This window comes from Dolosicoccus paucivorans (assembly GCF_900100125.1).
Lineage (GTDB): Bacteria > Bacillota > Bacilli > Lactobacillales > Aerococcaceae > Dolosicoccus > Dolosicoccus paucivorans.
Genome location: NZ_FNEL01000035.1, coordinates 1 through 17,845, shown reverse-complemented (window position 1 = coordinate 17,845; position 17,845 = coordinate 1). Strand labels below are relative to the sequence as shown.

At 36.0% G+C, this 17,845-nt stretch carries 17 protein-coding genes and 1 pseudogene; 2 read left to right on the top strand and 16 right to left on the bottom strand.

Annotated elements, in window-relative coordinates:
• The 14 genes and pseudogenes from BLR79_RS05980 to lspA all read right to left on the bottom strand — a co-directional run.
• Positions 1-265: pseudogene (locus BLR79_RS05980) on the bottom strand (IS30 family transposase); the annotation flags it as partial.
• Between the two features lie 1,499 nt (positions 266-1,764).
• Entirely contained in the window at positions 1,765-2,670 is a 906-nt protein-coding gene (locus tag BLR79_RS05975) for an ROK family protein (protein WP_092085824.1), read from the bottom strand.
• Positions 2,671-2,724: 54 nt separating this feature from the next.
• Positions 2,725-3,168, bottom strand: a complete 444-nt coding sequence (locus BLR79_RS05970; protein WP_159427611.1) for a NanQ anomerase/TabA/YiaL family protein — start codon at positions 3,166-3,168, stop codon at positions 2,725-2,727.
• The gene (locus tag BLR79_RS05965) at positions 3,168-4,712 is read right to left on the bottom strand and encodes a sodium:solute symporter family protein (protein ID WP_092085820.1); all 1,545 of its coding nucleotides are present in this window, start codon (positions 4,710-4,712) and stop codon (positions 3,168-3,170) included. The genes BLR79_RS05970 and BLR79_RS05965 overlap by 1 nt, the downstream gene beginning before the upstream one ends.
• 27 nt (positions 4,713-4,739) lie before the next feature.
• Complete coding sequence (locus BLR79_RS05960; RefSeq protein WP_200778871.1) at positions 4,740-5,612, bottom strand: N-acetylneuraminate lyase; 873 nt, start codon at positions 5,610-5,612, stop codon at positions 4,740-4,742.
• Positions 5,613-5,650: 38 nt separating this feature from the next.
• Positions 5,651-6,331 (bottom strand): N-acetylmannosamine-6-phosphate 2-epimerase, encoded by a 681-nt coding sequence (locus BLR79_RS05955; protein WP_092085816.1) that lies wholly within the window; start codon positions 6,329-6,331, stop codon positions 5,651-5,653.
• A 3-nt stretch (positions 6,332-6,334) separates the two neighbouring features.
• A complete protein-coding gene (locus tag BLR79_RS05950) occupies positions 6,335-7,465 on the bottom strand; it encodes a Gfo/Idh/MocA family protein (protein WP_234970841.1) in 1,131 nt (376 codons plus the stop codon).
• 243 nt (positions 7,466-7,708) lie between these two features.
• Entirely contained in the window at positions 7,709-8,314 is a 606-nt protein-coding gene (locus tag BLR79_RS05945) for a MurR/RpiR family transcriptional regulator (protein WP_159427610.1), read from the bottom strand.
• 174 nt (positions 8,315-8,488) lie between these two features.
• Complete coding sequence (locus BLR79_RS05940) at positions 8,489-8,971, bottom strand: PepSY domain-containing protein (protein WP_159427609.1); 483 nt, start codon at positions 8,969-8,971, stop codon at positions 8,489-8,491.
• A gap of 57 nt (positions 8,972-9,028) precedes the next feature.
• Positions 9,029-9,487, bottom strand: coding sequence for a hypothetical protein (locus BLR79_RS05935; protein ID WP_092085810.1), 459 nt, complete (start codon positions 9,485-9,487; stop codon positions 9,029-9,031).
• Positions 9,488-9,551: 64 nt separating this feature from the next.
• A complete protein-coding gene (locus tag BLR79_RS05930; RefSeq protein WP_092085808.1) occupies positions 9,552-10,754 on the bottom strand; it encodes a bifunctional folylpolyglutamate synthase/dihydrofolate synthase in 1,203 nt (400 codons plus the stop codon).
• Between the two features lie 14 nt (positions 10,755-10,768).
• A complete protein-coding gene (locus BLR79_RS05925; RefSeq protein ID WP_092085806.1) occupies positions 10,769-11,482 on the bottom strand; it encodes a DUF2786 domain-containing protein in 714 nt (237 codons plus the stop codon).
• Positions 11,483-11,499: 17 nt separating this feature from the next.
• Complete coding sequence (locus tag BLR79_RS05920; protein WP_092085805.1) at positions 11,500-12,417, bottom strand: RluA family pseudouridine synthase; 918 nt, start codon at positions 12,415-12,417, stop codon at positions 11,500-11,502.
• A 1-nt stretch (position 12,418) separates the two neighbouring features.
• On the bottom strand, positions 12,419-12,865 hold the full coding sequence (gene lspA, locus BLR79_RS05915; protein WP_234970838.1) for a signal peptidase II: 447 nt from the start codon (positions 12,863-12,865) through the stop codon (positions 12,419-12,421).
• Between the two features lie 191 nt (positions 12,866-13,056).
• Between lspA and BLR79_RS05910 the strand changes: the two genes are divergently transcribed.
• Positions 13,057-13,698 (top strand): YkyA family protein, encoded by a 642-nt coding sequence (locus BLR79_RS05910; RefSeq protein WP_092085801.1) that lies wholly within the window; start codon positions 13,057-13,059, stop codon positions 13,696-13,698.
• A gap of 87 nt (positions 13,699-13,785) precedes the next feature.
• On the top strand, positions 13,786-15,039 hold the full coding sequence (locus tag BLR79_RS05905) for a putative glycoside hydrolase (RefSeq protein WP_180955822.1): 1,254 nt from the start codon (positions 13,786-13,788) through the stop codon (positions 15,037-15,039).
• A 124-nt stretch (positions 15,040-15,163) separates the two neighbouring features.
• On the opposite strand, the gene BLR79_RS05900 is transcribed toward BLR79_RS05905, so the two are convergent.
• Positions 15,164-16,681 (bottom strand): ABC transporter permease/substrate-binding protein, encoded by a 1,518-nt coding sequence (locus BLR79_RS05900; RefSeq protein ID WP_092085797.1) that lies wholly within the window; start codon positions 16,679-16,681, stop codon positions 15,164-15,166.
• Positions 16,681-17,406, bottom strand: coding sequence for an ABC transporter ATP-binding protein (locus tag BLR79_RS05895; protein ID WP_092085795.1), 726 nt, complete (start codon positions 17,404-17,406; stop codon positions 16,681-16,683). The genes BLR79_RS05900 and BLR79_RS05895 overlap by 1 nt, the downstream gene beginning before the upstream one ends.
• Positions 17,407-17,845: the final 439 nt, after the last annotated feature.

Genomic DNA, 17,845 nt, shown 5'->3' with positions numbered 1-17,845 from the left:
AATCATAGTCATCCTGTGCAACATCGGCCGAATACATTTTGTAAGGCTCCAGGTCAGACCTTACAACATCTACTAGGCCTCGCTTACGCTCACGGTAGAAGGTGGCTTTTGAGATGCCTAAAGACTCATAAATCTCTTTGTTGGTTTTTTTCTTCGCCTTTGGCGCTTTGTCATTCTCAATTAGTAACTTTTCCATCGTTCTACGCATCTCATAGGTCATATGTGAATATTTTTTCCGAACTATGGTAGAATAGGTATAGCTCATCGAAATCCCTCCTCTGTATTTTGTGGTTAAAATCAGTATAGCAGAGATGTCGATGGGCTTTTTTATGGTCTCACTTAATTATACAAGTCGCCATTTTATTTTTAATGTAATTTTATCATTGACTGTTAATATAACTTATGGTAGCTTTATAGTAAGCTCCTTGAAAATGAGTTCACAACTGAATTCTCAATAACACGGATGGTAACGTGTCAAAGGACTAGCGTCCTAATGAAAGCAAAAGCAGTCGGTCGGAATGGGCGGACTATTAGCGGTAGAAACGCTTGTAAAGCTGTGAAAACAAAAATCAAAGGGGTTTATTCATATGATAGTAATATACTTTTTTGGTCAGCTATTGATTTTGGCGATGACAATACACTCATAGAATATTGAGCCACATCAGAAACGCCATGACACACTCATGTGACAGATGAAGTGAGAGCGAAGTCAAATTAACTAAAAATATTTAAAATCACTGTTAGTTAATTTGGTGCGCTTTGATGCAGATTAACACTTATAACAATAGAGCATAGGGTGTTAAATAAAATGTTTATTTTTTTATCCCTACTAGTTTACATAATATATATTATAATAAAAGTAGCTGAAAGATGATACATCATTATAGACAGTCATTACATATAAAAGATTCATACTTATACTGGATTACTATCTTTTATATCAGTAACAATTCGTCTCTTCATTATTATCATCATCGTTACTCAATGATAGTGAGTTTAAGCTCATAGTCATGGACTGATTCAGTTTGTTTATATCTGGCATGGTTGGAAGATCTTGCTAAGCGGCCCTTGGCTGTTGATTATTATATATTTGGAATTAATTTCTTTATGGGTTGACATAAGATTCCTTCTGTTGATATGCACTATTGTATAAAGGATTTTAATTTTTAGCTGATTCCATTCATTCGCTTGTGCTGATCATTAAAGCGTCTTATCATGCTTAATTTATAAGTTAATACTGCTATTAACTTCAAAGCTTTCTTCAATTACTCTTAGTGATTCTTATTATTGTATTTATCGCTTATAGGTTGTGTATTAACTACCTTTCCGTCAGTTATTAACTATATATATTTTTTAATTTTTCTGTGGGTTTACATAACTCTAACTGTGAGTGTCTTTCCGTAATATTCTATTTTTGGCAGCTTTTAGCACAAGCTTATAGAGGTTCCTTTATATCGTCAACTAGACATTGATTGCTACAAAATCAGTTGATTAACTTATATAAGTAATGCTTTTTTGTGTATATTAACGTTTTAGGCCGCTCCTTTTATATGTAGGATCCTCTTTATGGTGTAGTGTCCATCCTCTTTTGTCATTTGCTATAATAATTTATAAATCCTCTGTGGGTTTACATAATAATTACTGATACTTTTTATTATTCGATTTAACTAAGAATTCTCTATCTTTGAGTTAATGAGTATAACGTTTATTCCCATCAAAAAAACTTCCTGATATTATCCTCCAGGAAGTTTCATTGTGACTCATTTATTTTGAACTAACATGATCTAAAAAGTAATAATAAGCCCCTAACCGTCCAGCTTCGTTACCGACATTCATTGGCTTTATACTCTTTGGCATAAATGCTTCAGACTCTAATTGGTGGCGTAACTCATCTTTAATAAGAGGGATTAAAACTTCATGTTGAGCCATGACACCTCCACCTAACGCAATGGTCGTAGGATTTAAAATATACACCATCGGTAGTAATCCTTTAACTAATTGTTGAATCCATTCTCTTACTACATGCACTGCTTTAGAGTTATTGTGATGGTATGCTTCAAAAATCATTTTACCATTTACTGGCTCTTTGCTATTCAAAACAGATTGGTAGTTTTTAACTAACGCTGTGGTTGATGCAATGTTTTGATACTTTTGACCTTCAATGGGCATATAACCTACTTCTCCAGCAGAAAAAGTGTGCCCAATCAATAAGTTATTATGAATCACAATGCCACTACCAATTCCTGTTCCTATTGTCAGACATAAAAGAGTGTCTTCTTTATTATAATCGTTGAGCTTATACTCGGCGTAAGTAGCACTATTAACGTCATTTAATACAACACAAGGTAAATCAAATTGCTCTTGAATCATTGATGAAAAATCCGTTCCTCCATAATTAGGGATCGTATAGCCGGCATACACTACTGTTCCTTGCGACGAGTCAACAACTCCTGCTGTCGCAATCGCTACACCACTTAGCTGTTTATTTTGTAGTGATAATTCTTCAATGGTATGACTAATTAATTGTTCCACTTGATTTAAGATATTGTTTGTTTGAGTATTTAAGTCCACTTGTGTCGGCATTTCATTGAATTGCCCCAAACTTTTATCGTTACAGTAAACATCACTTTTAATAGTCGTTCCACCAATATCAATGGCTAAAATATTCATCTCAACTCTCCTTTCAACTAAAAACAAGCGATGCACTCGGCACCGCTTGTTGCATCATTCATACTTTACTTTAAAGACTGCTTTTTTGATCATTTCAGGTTCCTTCACGATAAGACCTGTTTTATGAATATCATAACTATCTAAGACAAGGATTTGACCTGGCTTAATGGTTAAATAGTTACTTGGTGTTGCGATTGATTGTTGGAAATCTTCATCTTCAACGTAATCTTTCAATTCTACTTCACTCATAAAAGCATGGGCAATCTTTTCAAATCCTTTAATAGGAACGTGGATATCAATATATTGATGGTGACTTTCCCACGGTCTTTCGTCCTCTGTGGTGGTAGTGTAAGAAATAACGTTATAAAAGAAGTCTTCGTCTACTTCATGAATACCTAGTGATTGATCGGTTAAATCATTTTCTTTCAAAAAATCAATGACTTTTTGAACTTCTGGACGCGTTACATATTCAGTATGTTTTAATTCATAAAATTCCATTAGTGTCTCACCAACCATTCCTTATCAGCTTTAATTTCAGGAATATCATAAACCGTTGTATATTTAGGTGCTTGTGATGCTGCATCAGGCATAATCATTGATACAAGATAGCCTACAACCATCGATACCGCAATAGAAATCAATGAATAGGACCAAATACTTACTGCTTCAGCAGGTAAGAAATATTTAATAACAATCATGACAATACTTGAAACGAGTAGTGCAGCATAGGCTCCATTGCGGTTAGCTTTTTTAGTAAAGATACCAAGCATGAATACGCCACCTAGTACCCCAAGAACTAATCCCATAAAGCCATTAAACCATGAATAAGCGGATTGAATGTCTGAGTGAGCTAAAATGATAGACACTACAATAGAGAAAATACCAACACCAAGAGAAATATAACGAGCAATCGCTGTACGTTTTTCATCAGTTAATCCTTTAGTAATAAAGTCTTGAATATCTAATGTCCAAGAAGTTGCTACTGAGTTAAGTCCGGTTGATAATGTGGACTGACTTGCAGCATAAATCGCAGCGAGTAAAATTCCCGTAATTCCTACTGGTAAGCGATAAGCGATAAAGTAGGTAAAGATTTGATCTTGCGGAATGGATGCCCCAGCGTCCCCAGGGTTTTGTACTTGGTAATATACATAAAGCCCTGTTCCAATTAAATAAAATACTGTTGCAATAAAGATGGATAATACACCATTTGTAAACATCATTTTATTTAGCTTTTTAATGTCTTGAGTCGTAGTAAATCGTTGAACGATATCTTGACTTGAGACGTATGAACTTAGTGTGTTAAATCCAGCTCCGACGACCAGTAAGAATACGGACGTTTTCAATAGATTCGGATCAAACAACACTTCATCGGCAGCTAAAAACTTTTGATTACTTAACGCTTGAGTGATGTCCCCAAATCCACCGTTCAAATCGCTAATTAAGAAGAATAAAGCAACAGTTACCCCGACAAGTAAGACCGCTCCTTGAATGAAGTCGGTCCAAAGAACGGACTTAATCCCTCCGGTATAAGAGTAAATGATTGCGATAATTCCCATGACGACAATTAATATGTTGACACTAATTCCTGTCAAAGTTGCTAAAGCGACACTTGGTAAATACATAATAATAGACATTCGACCGACTTGGAAAACAATAAAGAGTAACGCTCCTATAACTCGAAGTAATGGTGAATCAAAGCGTCTTTCTAAATAATCATAAGCTGTATCGATATCCATTCTTGCATATATTGGTAAGAAAAAGCGGATAGCTAATGGAATCGCAACAATCATTCCTAACTGAGCAAACCATAAAATCCATGTTCCTGCGTAAGAGTTTCCTGCAAGAGTCATAAATGAAATTGGACTTAATAATGTTGCAAAGATCGAAACAGAGGTTACATACCATGGGACACTGCCGTCTCCTTTAAAGAATTCCTTTCCTTCCATATCTTTATTGGAAAAAAGTAACCCTGCAAATAAAACGGCCAGTAAATAGACAACTAATATAACAAAATCTATTGTAGTAAATCCTTGGCTTGACATGGCTTTCGTTCCTTCCTATGAATTAGTTTATAGAAGTTCTTCGTGAATTCGTTTTGCTTCCTCTAATTGTTCATCTGTAATTGATGCCATTGGTTTACGGCTTAAGAATGGTCCTTCATCGCATCCTTCTAATTGAAGTAAACGCTTAAGAGTTGGATATAATCCATTAGCTAAAATTGCCTCGATTAAGTCGTTACTTTCTTTTTGTAATTGACGCGCTTTGGCTAAGTCGTTATCTTTAACAGCCTCTAAAATACCTCTAGCACGAATACCATTGACGTTATAAGTCGAACCAATCGCACCATCTACTTCGTAAATAGCTGCTGGGAATAACATTTCATCAAATCCTGAATAAATTAACACATCCGGGAATGAATGACGTAAACGTTCTAATAAGTAAAAGTCTGCAGCAGTAAATTTAACCCCAATAATATTATCTAACGCAAATAACTCTTCAAATTCTTTAAGTCCCATTTCAATACCTGTTAATACTGGAATTGAGTAAATAATTAAATCGTTATCCACCGCATTAACAATATCTTGGTAATATTCTTTAACTTCAGCAAATGAGAATTTATAGTAAAACGGTGTGACCGCTGAAATGGCGTCATATCCTAATTCAGTCGCGTATTGTCCTAATTCAATGGCTTCATAAACGTTCATCCCACCTACTTGAGCAATTAAATGAATATCGTCTTTTGATTCGTCTTTGGCGATATCAAAAATTTGCTTTTTAACGTCTGTTTCAATTAAGAAGTTTTCTCCTGTTGATCCTCCGACGTATAACCCGTCGACTTTCATTTCATCAATGTTGTGACGGATAATTTGACGAAGGCCTGCTTCATTGACGCGTCCTTCTTCATCAAATGGGACTAATAAAGCTGAGATAATTCCTTTAATATTTTTGCCATTACGTTTTGCCATGTTAATCGTCTCCTTTAATAATATTTTGTGGCTTCTACAAATTTTTCAGTAATTAGTTGTGGGCGTGTTATCGCTGAGCCGACAACAACGCTATAAGCACCTAATTCGAGTACTCGTTTAACTTTTTCTGGTGTATCGATATTTCCTTCCGCAATAATTGGTCGATCGATTTCTTTAACTGATTGTTGAATCATTTCAAAGTCATTGGCGTCAATTTTTAAATGTTTGCTTTGAGTTGTGTAACCAACTAATGTTGTACCAATGTAATCAAATCCTAATTCCGCCGCTTGCTTCATTTCTTCTAAGGTTGAACAATCCGCCATTAATAACTGGTCTGGATATTTTTGTTTAATTTCTTTAACGAATGCTTCTAAACTTTGCCCATTAGGACGAGTAGAATTCGTAGCATCAACCGCAATGATATCCGGCTGGACCGTCATTAATTCGTCGATTTCTTTTATAGTTGGTGTAATAAAAGCCTCAGCGTCATCGTAATCTCTTTTAATGATCGCAATAATTGGCAAATCGACCTGTTGTTTAATTTCTTTAATATCACTGACCGAGTTGGCTCTAATTCCTTTAGCACCTCCTTGTTTGGCCGCTAGGGCCATTCTTCCCATAATAAACGAACTATGTAAAGGCTCATCTTCTAATGCTTGGCATGATACGATGAGTTCGTGTTTAATGCTTTCCATTCATCATTCTTCTTTCTTTTGATATATTTCTTTTAAATAGACCGGACGATTCTCTTGAAGTGAATTAACTAAAGCTTGCGCTGTGGCAATGGCTTCTAAAGCCGCAGTGCCATCAATCAACTTTTCAAACCCTTTTTCTACTGGTCGCCCTAACAATAAATTATGAAGGTAAGTCATTTCTTTATCAATAAGGGTTGCTAGCCACATAGGAGTATATTGTCCGGGCTTTCCATATTGTACGGCGCCATCATCGGTTCGCCGGTGATAAATCCGACGACGATCTTCGTCTTCTTCCTTCGTTTCATGAATAAGGAAGTTAACTTCTTCGCCATTCGTTTTTAAAGTTCCTTCTACCTTTTGAAGATCTAATTTAATCGCTCCTTTAGTCCCTTGGATGAGTGCATAATGTTCACCCCAATGACAGGCAGAACCCCATTCAAGTAACGCAAACGTGTTATTGGGATACTTTAACGTAGCAATGAGTAAATCTTCTTCATCTGGGTCATTTTTCTCATGATGAGCAATATTACCCCCAGCCATCGTCACGCTGTCGGGCGATCCGCCCATAATCCACTGGACAAAGTCCAATTCATGAATGTGATGGAATAAATGTCCTCCAGATAATTCTCTTTGTTTCTTCCACGAATGTCCTTGACCAGTCCCAGGTTCTTGCCAACCATTTCTAGCCGTGTGGCAATATAATACTTTACCGATTTTTCCACTTTGAATTGCGTCACGTGCATATTCAGCACCATTAAAAAAGTTCATAATGTGCCCTGCCATAAATAAAACGTTATGCTCTTTACACGTTTCCACCATTTCGACACAATCGGCGTAGGATAACGCAATTGGCTTTTCACAAAAGATATGTTTTTGATGTTTAGCCGCTAAAACAACATGATCTCGGTGCAAATAATTAGGAGAAGCAACAATAATACAATCGATGTCTTCTCGTTGAACTAAATCTTCAAAGGTCGGTTCATTAGTGGCATCGAGTTCGTCTGCGATCGCTTGGCCATTATGAGGATCATAGACTGCTTTTAAGTAAGCGTCTTCATTTTTAATAATGGAGCGAGCTAAATCTGCACCAAAGTAGCCAGTTCCAACGACACCGTAATTCACTCTTTGAGTCACGTTATTCCTCCTGTTCTTTAAAGGGTTCTTTACGAAGAGATTCTAAAGCGTGGAGTGTTTGATTGAACACTTTTTCTTTTGACTCTCGTTCGTCTTCTAAGTAATAAGCGTAGATTAAATCAGTAATGATAAGTATTGGGAATTGTGGTGAGATGATTTGTCCTCTAGATAGCGTTGATTTGAGAGATACTAAAATAATTTCAGAAACAAATTCTTCAAATAACGGATCTTGATTGGCTGTTATTAATAAAGTGGTTGCTTTTTTTGATGAGCATTTTGCAGTGCGTCAATAATCAGAGACGTTTTTCCTGACACACTAATTCCAATAACTAAAGAACTTTCATCTAAAAGCGCATTATTTATTTTGATTAAGTGTTCATCACTCATCGCTTCACAAATTAATCCTAAACGCATAAAGCGTAGTTTTAATTCACTTGCTACCAGTCCTGAACTTCCTTTACCATAAATATAAATACGAGATTTCGTTTTTAGTAGGGATACAATTCGATGTAACTGGGGCTCATCGATTAAGTGATAACTTTTATTTAATAACTCTTCATAATCAGCCATTACCCGCTGTATAAGGGGCGAATCTGTTAAAGCTGAACGAACGCTTGACTGTTGATAATCAAAAATGAATTCCCGATAACCTTTGTAACCGCATTTTTTAGCAAAGCGAGTTAACGACGGTTCAGATACGTGAAGCTTTTTAGCCAATTCTTTGGCCTTTAAATCACTTGCCGCAAGTTTTCTTTTCTTTAGAAAATAATTAGCAATGGAACGCTCAACGGGTGTTAAGTTTTCATAGTTAGCTTCAATTCGCGGTATGACTGTTAACCTATGTGCCATCATCATCCCTTCCTTGCTCAATAACGTTGTAAGCGATTTCTACTTTTATTATAACTTGTTAGAATCTATTTTCAACATTTTTTTATTATTTGAAAGTACTTTCTTTGTGGGTTTACATAATTATATAAGGGTATATAAAAAGACCTCAACAATTCGTTGAGGCCTTTAAAAGTATTAATGAGCGAACTCTATTTCAATTAAATCTCCCGTTTGGGCATTTAATTTTACTTCCATTTCTTTATCTCCTGAAGCGTCCACCCATTCAATTTCATAAACCGTCAAATCGCCAGAGCGTTCAAGAGACCACTCAAAAGGTCTAAACCCTGCAGCGTGTTCTTTAGCTATATTAGTAGCTTCCTCTAACGAAATGAGATTATCAGTATCGATTGCTTTACGTTGACGTCTAACCCCATTAGCTTCTTTTTCTTTGAGCGGTTTTGTATTTTCTTTCAGTGGTGTCTTAGTCACTGCATTGAAGACAAAATAATATTTTTGTGAATCATCGACGCCATAGCACTCATATTTATAACGGGCTCCGTCAAATTCTAATTCAATCTCTTCCAGCGATGTATTGGGAAACTTAGCTAGATACAATTCGATCGCTTCATTGATCGATACAACCTTTACAGACTCTTGTGGATAAACTTGCATTTTCATACTAATCTCCCCTTTCATCACCATTATACCATACATTTGATGAAAGCGCTTTATCTCCTATTGGATAGCTTTGTAGTCTTTAATTTTAACTGTTGGCTTGCCGCTTTCTTCGTAAAGCCATTCTCTAACTTTTCGACTATCAGCCATCGCAATAATTAAACGATCACGGTACGGCTCTGCTAATTCATCAAAAAGAAGTGTTTCATCGTCAAGCATATACTTTTTACGTTCCGTATCAATTTCGCTTTGCGTTTTTAAGCGATAACTAGTGGCTGGTAATGGCTCATCTGTTTGACGCTTTTCGATACGATAAAGATAAATATCATCACCATAGTTAATTTCTAAAGCGCCCGTATTAGTACGGTAAGTTTCAACATTTTCATAATTATCTTTTTGAATTTCCCACCACGTTTTGATCGCTTCTAGCGCTTCTTCTTCGGTTAAATAACTACCATGTTCTTTTCGCGTATCGTTACGACGATTAAGCCAATAGTTTGTGTAAACTGTTTGTGACATATTATTTCCTCCTCATAATTTCATATATTAAGCATACCTTATTTAGAAAATAGTTAAAAGTCTTTTATGAATTCGATTTCAAACGCTCTTCATTGAGCCATTGTTTAATCGGATGAGCTAAATAAAACGAGCCAAATACATAAATTCGGTCTAAAGGGTTAGCGGCGTCCAAGGCATATTGTAGCGCTACTTCAGGATGACTAAAACTTTCTGAAACATGCACTTGATGTTTTTCGAAAGATTCCTTTAATTTTTCCACCGGTAACGCTCGAGGACTGTCAGGCTCAGTTAATACAATAATATCAAAGACGCTAGAAAATCGCTCTAACAGCATATCAAATGATTTATCTTCTAAAATACCAAACACAGCAACCTTTCTTCTAGCCGCGTCCGTTGAAGCTGTATCTAACAAACGTTCTAAAGCCGCTTGATTGTGAGCGCCATCTAAAATAACGTCAGGTTTTTTATGGATCATTTCCATGCGTGCCGGTAAAGAGGATAACTTCTCTAAAGGAATCCACTGGTCTAAAGGTCGTTTCCATTCACGGCTTAAATACAGGAGTGTTTTTTGTAACATTTCTTCATAAATGCCATCAATCGATTGATCAAGTTGAGCAATAAATAACTCAGAGCCGTATTTTTTAACTTCTTTTTTAATGACTTCTTCGACTACTTTTGTTTGCGGATAACTTACTGTAGGGTGATTCGATTTAATAATGCCAGCTTTTTCTTTAGCGATGGCGGTTAAATCATCTGATAAAAAAGAAACATGATCTCGACTAATTTGAGTAAGAATGTGTACTAATGGCGAAGGAATAATATTGGTTGCATCTAACCTTCCGCCCATCCCCACTTCCATAATAACAACTTCTACTTCTTGATGGCTAAAATAAAGAAGCGCTAAGGCAACAAGAAACTCAAAATCCGTTGCGGAGTGAAGAAGAGTCTGGTTAGCCTTTTCGACTAATGAGGCATAATAGATTAGCTCTTCATCACTAATGAAATGATCATTAACTTTTATTTGCTCGTTGACTTGACTAATACAAGGCGATGTAAATGAGGCAACATTTATTTTATTCCCTCGCAGTTCTTGATGAAGGCTATGAACCATCGTTCCTTTACCGTTAGTTCCGGCTACATGAATATAAGATAAAGAGTGATGAGGATTACCTAACTTTAAAAGTAATTGCTCGATCGTTTCAAGGCCTAATTTAATTTGATGCTGATTTCTCGTACTCAATCGGGTCATTAATTCATCATAAAACATCTCATTCACCTAACTTATGATTTACGGTGATCGTTAGATAACCGCTCCGCTCCTAAAGTCACATTTTGACCTTTTTGAAATCCATCGCTATAAGCTTGAGATTCAACGTCAAGGCTAGGCGCTTTAAAGCTAATCATGCCTTTAACTTGCTTGTCATAGGCTTCTTTAACTTTTTTAGGTGTTTTTAGAACTAAACTATACCGATCATTTTCTTTGCGCATTTGTTCTTGTTGTTGTTTAAACTTTTCTTCTAAACCGTCAATAAATCCTTGATAATAGGCTTTACGTACGTCCACATCTGATTGACTGGTATCATCTTGTTGAACGTGTAAACTAGCATAATGGCGCATTGAATCGGCAGCTAAATGGTACATATTAAAAGCAAAGTCCGTATCTTCTTCTAATCCCATAAAAACAATTTTACGCTGGATGGATCGTTGATGAGGAAACTGATTGCTTTGAACGTATAACATGACACTAAAATTATCTGCAATGACTTGAGCTAAAGCTCGCTCCCACCAATATAATCGTTTATACACCGATAAAGAACGTAAAGTGATTTCCTGATCAGACGACTCTTCAAGGTCATGCTGACTGATTTTATAGCGTAACATTAAACGCTGCGCCATTAAAAGTGCCGTTTGACTTTCTTCATCATCTTTTCCATCTTCAGCTAGTTTAATTAAGTTGCGAATTTTTTCGATAATTTTATCACTCGTTGTCGACACACGGTCTCCTCCTTTAATTAATTTAACTGGTCAATATATTGTTGGAACTCTTTGGGTAAAGGTGCTTGAAAAGTCATCGGCTCATTAGTCATTGGATGAATTAAACTTAATTCATAAGCGTGAAGCAATTGGCCGAAACTTGAATCAATTGACAGATCTTCTTTAAAGTGAGGTCCAAAATAAATGGGATCGTTTACGATAGGATGCTTAATATACTCGAGATGAACTCGGATTTGATGAGTTCGGCCTGTAATAAGATTAACCTTTAATAAAGTATTTTCGCTATATCTTGTCATCACTTCAAACTCTGTTAATGCCGATTTACCAACCGAATGAACTTCAAAGCGCGTTCTTTGCGTTGGGTGGCGTCTAATCGGCGCATCAATCATCCCTCTATCAGGCCCTACTTGCCCTTGAACTAAAGCAAGATAAGAACGACTCAATTGTTTATCTTGAATTGCTTGAGAAAGAATTCGGTGCGCTTGATTCGTTTTAGCAACAACAAGTAAACCCGAGGTATCCTTATCGATTCGATGAACAATTCCAGGACGATAACTTTCTCCTTCACTCGATAGTTGATCGTGTAAATAATAAACCAAACCATTGGCTAACGTCTGATCTGGATGACCTTTAGAAGGATGAACAACTAAACCAGAAGGCTTATTAACAATAAGAATGGCTTCATCTTCATAAATGATCTCAAACTCAATGGGTTGAGGCGTAATCATTAAAGGTTCAGGCTTTTCAAAAGACTCCACTAATTCAATCAGTTCATCGCCTTGGAGTCGATAATTCGCTTTTTCAGCTTTGCCGTTAACTAAAATAAATTGCTGTTGAAGATGACGCTGGATGAGCGAGCGACTTTCTCCTGTTAATTGAGTTAATACTTTATCTAAACGACCTGTTTGGCCGTCTAATTGAATTTGTCGGCTCATCTTACTCCCTCATTTCTATTTTTAAAATATAAATTATCATCCCTATGACACCTAAGGTTAAAGCAATGTCTGCCACATTAAAAACTGGAAATGATATAAACGTCAACGAAATCATATCAGTGACATAGCCTAACGTCATTCGATCAATTAAATTACCTATGGTTCCAGCAAACAACAAAGAAAGGCAACTGCGCCACAACCAATGGTTAAAAGAGCCTTTCCATATTTCATAACCAAGATATACTAGCGCAACGATTGATACAATATAAAACAAACTCATTTGACCTTCGAACATCCCCCACCCGGCTCCAAAGTTTTGAAGATGGAACCATTCGAAAACACCAGGAAGGGCTGGTTTAGCGGTATGTAAAGGGATTGTGCGGATAACCCAGCGTTTAAGTAGTTGGTCAACCACAACAGTTATGACAATAATAACAGCTTCTAACACAGTACTCTCCTTTATAAACTTCCCAAATGAATGCATAAAATTATAGCATATTCCTTGATAATTTGCTATTTTAAAGGGGATAACAAAGTTGTCCGATTGTGTTATGACTTTAAAGTTTGATATAATACGATTGATATAATTTTCATCACTACTTTTTATCAGATTTTGATGAATCAAATAAAGGAGATTCTATGAAGAAAATTACCTATGTGTCATTTTTATTATTTATCACTATTTTCCTTGTCGGATGCAGCAAATCTCTTCCGCGTGCAGAACGAATTATTGGGTTAATGCAAGAAGAAATGACTTCTCTTGTAGCCCAACTCAATGAACTTCAAGCATTAGAAGATGAGCTGCAACAAGACTTTGAATCAACGCTTGACCAAGATCACTCGTTAGAGCTATTTGCCGATACAGATAGTCCTATTCAACAAAATGTCTTTTTGAGAAAAGATACAATCAATCAACTTCGTCAAACGTTAGATACTATTTTAAGCTTAGAAAATGAACTGCTCGACTTAAAAGACAAAAAGAATATCCCTGAAGATGTTTTAAATACTATTCATCAAGAAGTAAATGCGATGGATGAAGCTATGGATATTTTCTTAAAGGATTATATGGATAACTTATCATTAGAAGAAAAAGCATTTGCTTCGGTTGCGTCAGATGATTCTAACTTTGGGTCATTTTTTAAAGTTATTGAAGATATTAATACGCTTTCTACTACGAATGAAATCAATTTAGATCGAGCGATCACTCACTTTGAGCCTTTAAACACTACACTGGTGAACGCCAAAGTTGAATTAATTCATTCGTTAGAATCAACCCGATAGAAAGGAGCTCTTATGCGATATTCTCTTAAAAAAATCAGTTTACTTATAATCTATCTTAGTAGCGTACTAGTTTTAGCAGGATGCCAAATGTTAGGCGCGCAAAAAAACGGACCTGAATCAGCCGATGGCTTAGCGATCGAACCCAAATACGATCAAAATGAAATTGCCGCCTTTAATAACCGTAAAAACTCAAATCAAGCGAATCGTTATGAAAATATCTCAATTAATCCAAAACCCATCTTATCTAAACCGACTAACTTACCTGATAGTTTATATTATGATAGCGGTATCCATATTGAATACCCTGAAACAGGTGTTAAAGGAATTTACGTAACTATTTCTAATTTAGCTAATGAAGAATATTTTAAAGAACTCATTCAATTCGTTAAAAGTTCCGGCTTAAACGCGATGGTTATTGACTTTAAGGATGACCATGGAAATATTACGACTCCTTTAGAGACCGATAACCCTTTAATTCAAGAAAATATTAACGCTGAAGTTGATCTAAAAGAAATTTTAAAGGTTTTAGAAGCAAATCAAATCTATCCCATCGCTCGCGTGGTAACTTTTAAAGATTATTTACTATCAACAGATCATCCAGAGTTTTCTTTCCATAATAAAGATGATGGTGAAATATGGGAGGACGCCAACGGAGCACGATTCGTTAATCCATTTATTAAAGAAGTTTGGGAATATAACGTGGATGTAGCTAAAGAAGCAGCTAAAATTGGCTTTAAAGAAATCCAATTTGACTATATTCGCTTCCCTGAAGGATTTAACGTAATTTCTGATACATTAAAATATGGTCGTGGTGATTATGAAAATTACCCATCAGACCGCGAAGGTGACGAGCGAGTTGCAGCGATCACTGACTTTTTACAATACGCCCATGAACAACTTATGCCTTATGGCACTCAAGTAGCTGCCGATATCTTTGGATACACTGCTGTCGCAAGAGATGCTGATGATGTGCGCGGTATTGGGCAAAACTTTGCTAAGATGTCTGAACAAGTCGACGTTATTTCTTCAATGATTTACCCTTCTCACTGGACGCCAGGATTTTTTGGATTAGATTATCCAGATTTACATCCATATGACGTCGTTGATTTATATTTATTTGAAGAAAAAGCAGTTTTAGAAGACGTGTCTAACCCTGTTACATCAAGACCATGGCTACAAGACTTTACTGACTATTCTCTAGCAGAAGGAACCTATCAAGAATACGGCACTAAACAAGTACAAGATCAAGTCGATGCCCTTTATGACCATGGAATCCATGAATTTCTATTATGGAATATTTTTGGTGAATATACTTCGGGTGTTGATTATCACTTAAACTAATCGATTGACTTATATCACAGCCGACTCTACTAGCGGACTTCTTTAAAAAATCCCCTGAACGATCACCAATCGATCATTCAGGGGATTTTATTTGCATAACGTATGTCTCGCCTCTTTTTACACATTATTCCAAAAGTAACCCTTGCTCAATTAGATAGGCTTTAGCGACTGAGGCGGGAGATTTTTCATTGACGTCTACCTCATAATTCATTTGAATCATATCTTGGGTTGAAATTTTATGAGCTAATAGAGTTAAAGCATCGACTAGTTCAGGGTGTCGGTCAGCTGTTTCTTTGCGAAGTAACGGAGCGCCTTGATAGGGAGGAAAGAGATTTTGATCGTCTTCTAAAAGAGTTAAATGATACACTAATATTTGACTATCCGTCGAATAAACATCGGTTACATTAATTTCTCCATTATTAATTGCTTGATAACGTAATGCTGGCTCCATCGTTACTGCCTTTAAGTCTAGACCGTACCGGTTTAAGATGCCTTTACTTCCATCTTCACGGTCATTAAACTCTAAAGTCACCCCTGCTTTAAGAAGAGATTGAATCCGGGTTAAATCGCTTATTTTCTCTAGATGATGTTTCGATGCAAAAGATTCAGGCACAGCTAAAGCGTAAGTATTTTGATATTCCATCGGCTCTAAATAAACTAATTGATCTTGTTTAAATATTTCATCTTTTGCTAATTGATACACTTCTTCAGGACTTTGAGATAATGATTGAGGTGGTTGATTTAGTAGTGTTTGCACGATCGTTCCTGAAAATTCAGGATAAATATCAATTGATCCTTGTTTTAGCGCTTCATATAAGAAAGTTGTTTTTCCCATATTAGGTTTTAACTCTACTTTCAAATCTGTTTCCTCTTCAATCAATAGCTTATACATATTAATAATAATTTCAGGTTCGGCTCCTAATTTTCCTGCAATCGTAATCGTATTTGAAGGCGTCATATGAGGTTTTACAAACGTAGTGGCCAATAGTAAAGCAATCCCACTAAAAGCCATTACAATCGTCTTCATTGAAGTACCTTCTAATTTTTTAATTAAGAAGTTGATTAAGACAGCTAAGATAGCTGATGAGATCGCTCCAATTAAAATAAGAGCTGTATTATTTCGGTCAATACCTAACAATATAAAGCTTCCTAATCCTCCTGCACCAATCAAAGCTGCTAAAGTAGCCGTTCCGATAATTAAAACCGAAGAGGTTCTAATACCAGCAATAATCATCGGCATTGCTAAAGGAAGTTCATATTTTTTCAACTTTTCTAAGCGATTCATTCCAAAAGCTGTTGCCGCTTCTTGAAGCATCGGATCGATTTCTTGTAGTCCGGTTAAAGTATTTTGCAAAATAGGAAATAAAGCATACACAACTAAGACAATGACTGCTGGCAATTTACCAATACCGAAAACGGGAATTAACAGCCCTAACAAAGCTAAGGACGGAATTGTTTGAGTTACTCCTGATATTTGTAAGATGCCTTCAGAGAGTTTTTTATGATTAACAATTAAAATCGCAAAAGGAATCGCAATCAGCATCGCAATAAATAAAGCTGTCAGCGAGATTTGGATATGTTCAATCAATGCTTGGAACCACTGAGCTTGTCTATCTTGAAATGTTTGAATGATTGATTGCATTAAAGTGTCTCCTTAATAAAAAACTGTTCGACAAACTCATTCGCTGGGTTGGTCTTAATCGCTTGAGGGGTGTCAATTTGCAACACTTGTCCGTTTCTCATTACCGCAATTCGATCACCCAATTCAAAAGCTTCATTCATATCATGAGTTACGAATACGGTCGTAATTTTCATTTTTTCATGTAATTGTTGAGTCAATTGTTGCAATTGTTGTCTAATAATAGGATCAAGTGCACTAAAGGGCTCGTCCATTAATAAAATATCAGGATTAGCAATCAGTGCGCGTACAATTCCGACCCGCTGTTTTTCGCCGCCGGATAATTCTCTTGGGTAACGATGGTAGTAATCTTCTCCTTCTAAACCTACTTGAGTTAGAAGTCGATAGGCTTTTTCCTTTATTTTTTCTTTAGGCCACTTTTTCATTTCCGGAATTAAAGCAACATTCTCACCGATCGTTAAATTAGGAAACAATGCTCCGGACTGTAGCACATAACCTGTTGCTAGTCGTAAATCACGGCTATTAATTTGTTGAACGTCTTCTCCATTGACTAAGACTTTCCCTTTTGTCGGCTCGATTAATCGGTTAATTAACTTTAAGCTAGTTGTCTTGCCGCTCCCACTTGAGCCGACAATAACAAAGAACTCTCCTTTATTAATCGTGTAGTTTATATCTTTTAAAACAATTTTTTCGCCATATTGTTTTGTAACGTGTTCAAATTGTATCATCAGACCCTCCATTAATTATGACCTATGGGACGTATTTGATATAGAATAACGCTTTTATCTTTTTTTGGCTAATAAAGTGACTTTTAACAAAAAAGCTGGGTTACTTATTAAATTATATAAAATAACAGAAAAAAAGATAGAAACAAACAAGAAAACACGTTTGTTTCTATATAGCCTGAATTGTAAAATTAAGCTAGAAAAAAACAAATAAGACCATTTGTGCTACACTATTTATGAGTCCAATCATAAATAAGGGAGTAGACACAAAATGGCCTATACACATCTTACCACGAAAGAACTGACTTGGATAGAAAACTACTACGAAATTGGCGAAAAAGCTTACATAGTCGCTAAAAAGTTAAGAAGATCTGCTCAAACCATCTATAATGTCTATCATTATTTAGACGATGGTGGAACTATCATCGACTATTATGAAGGC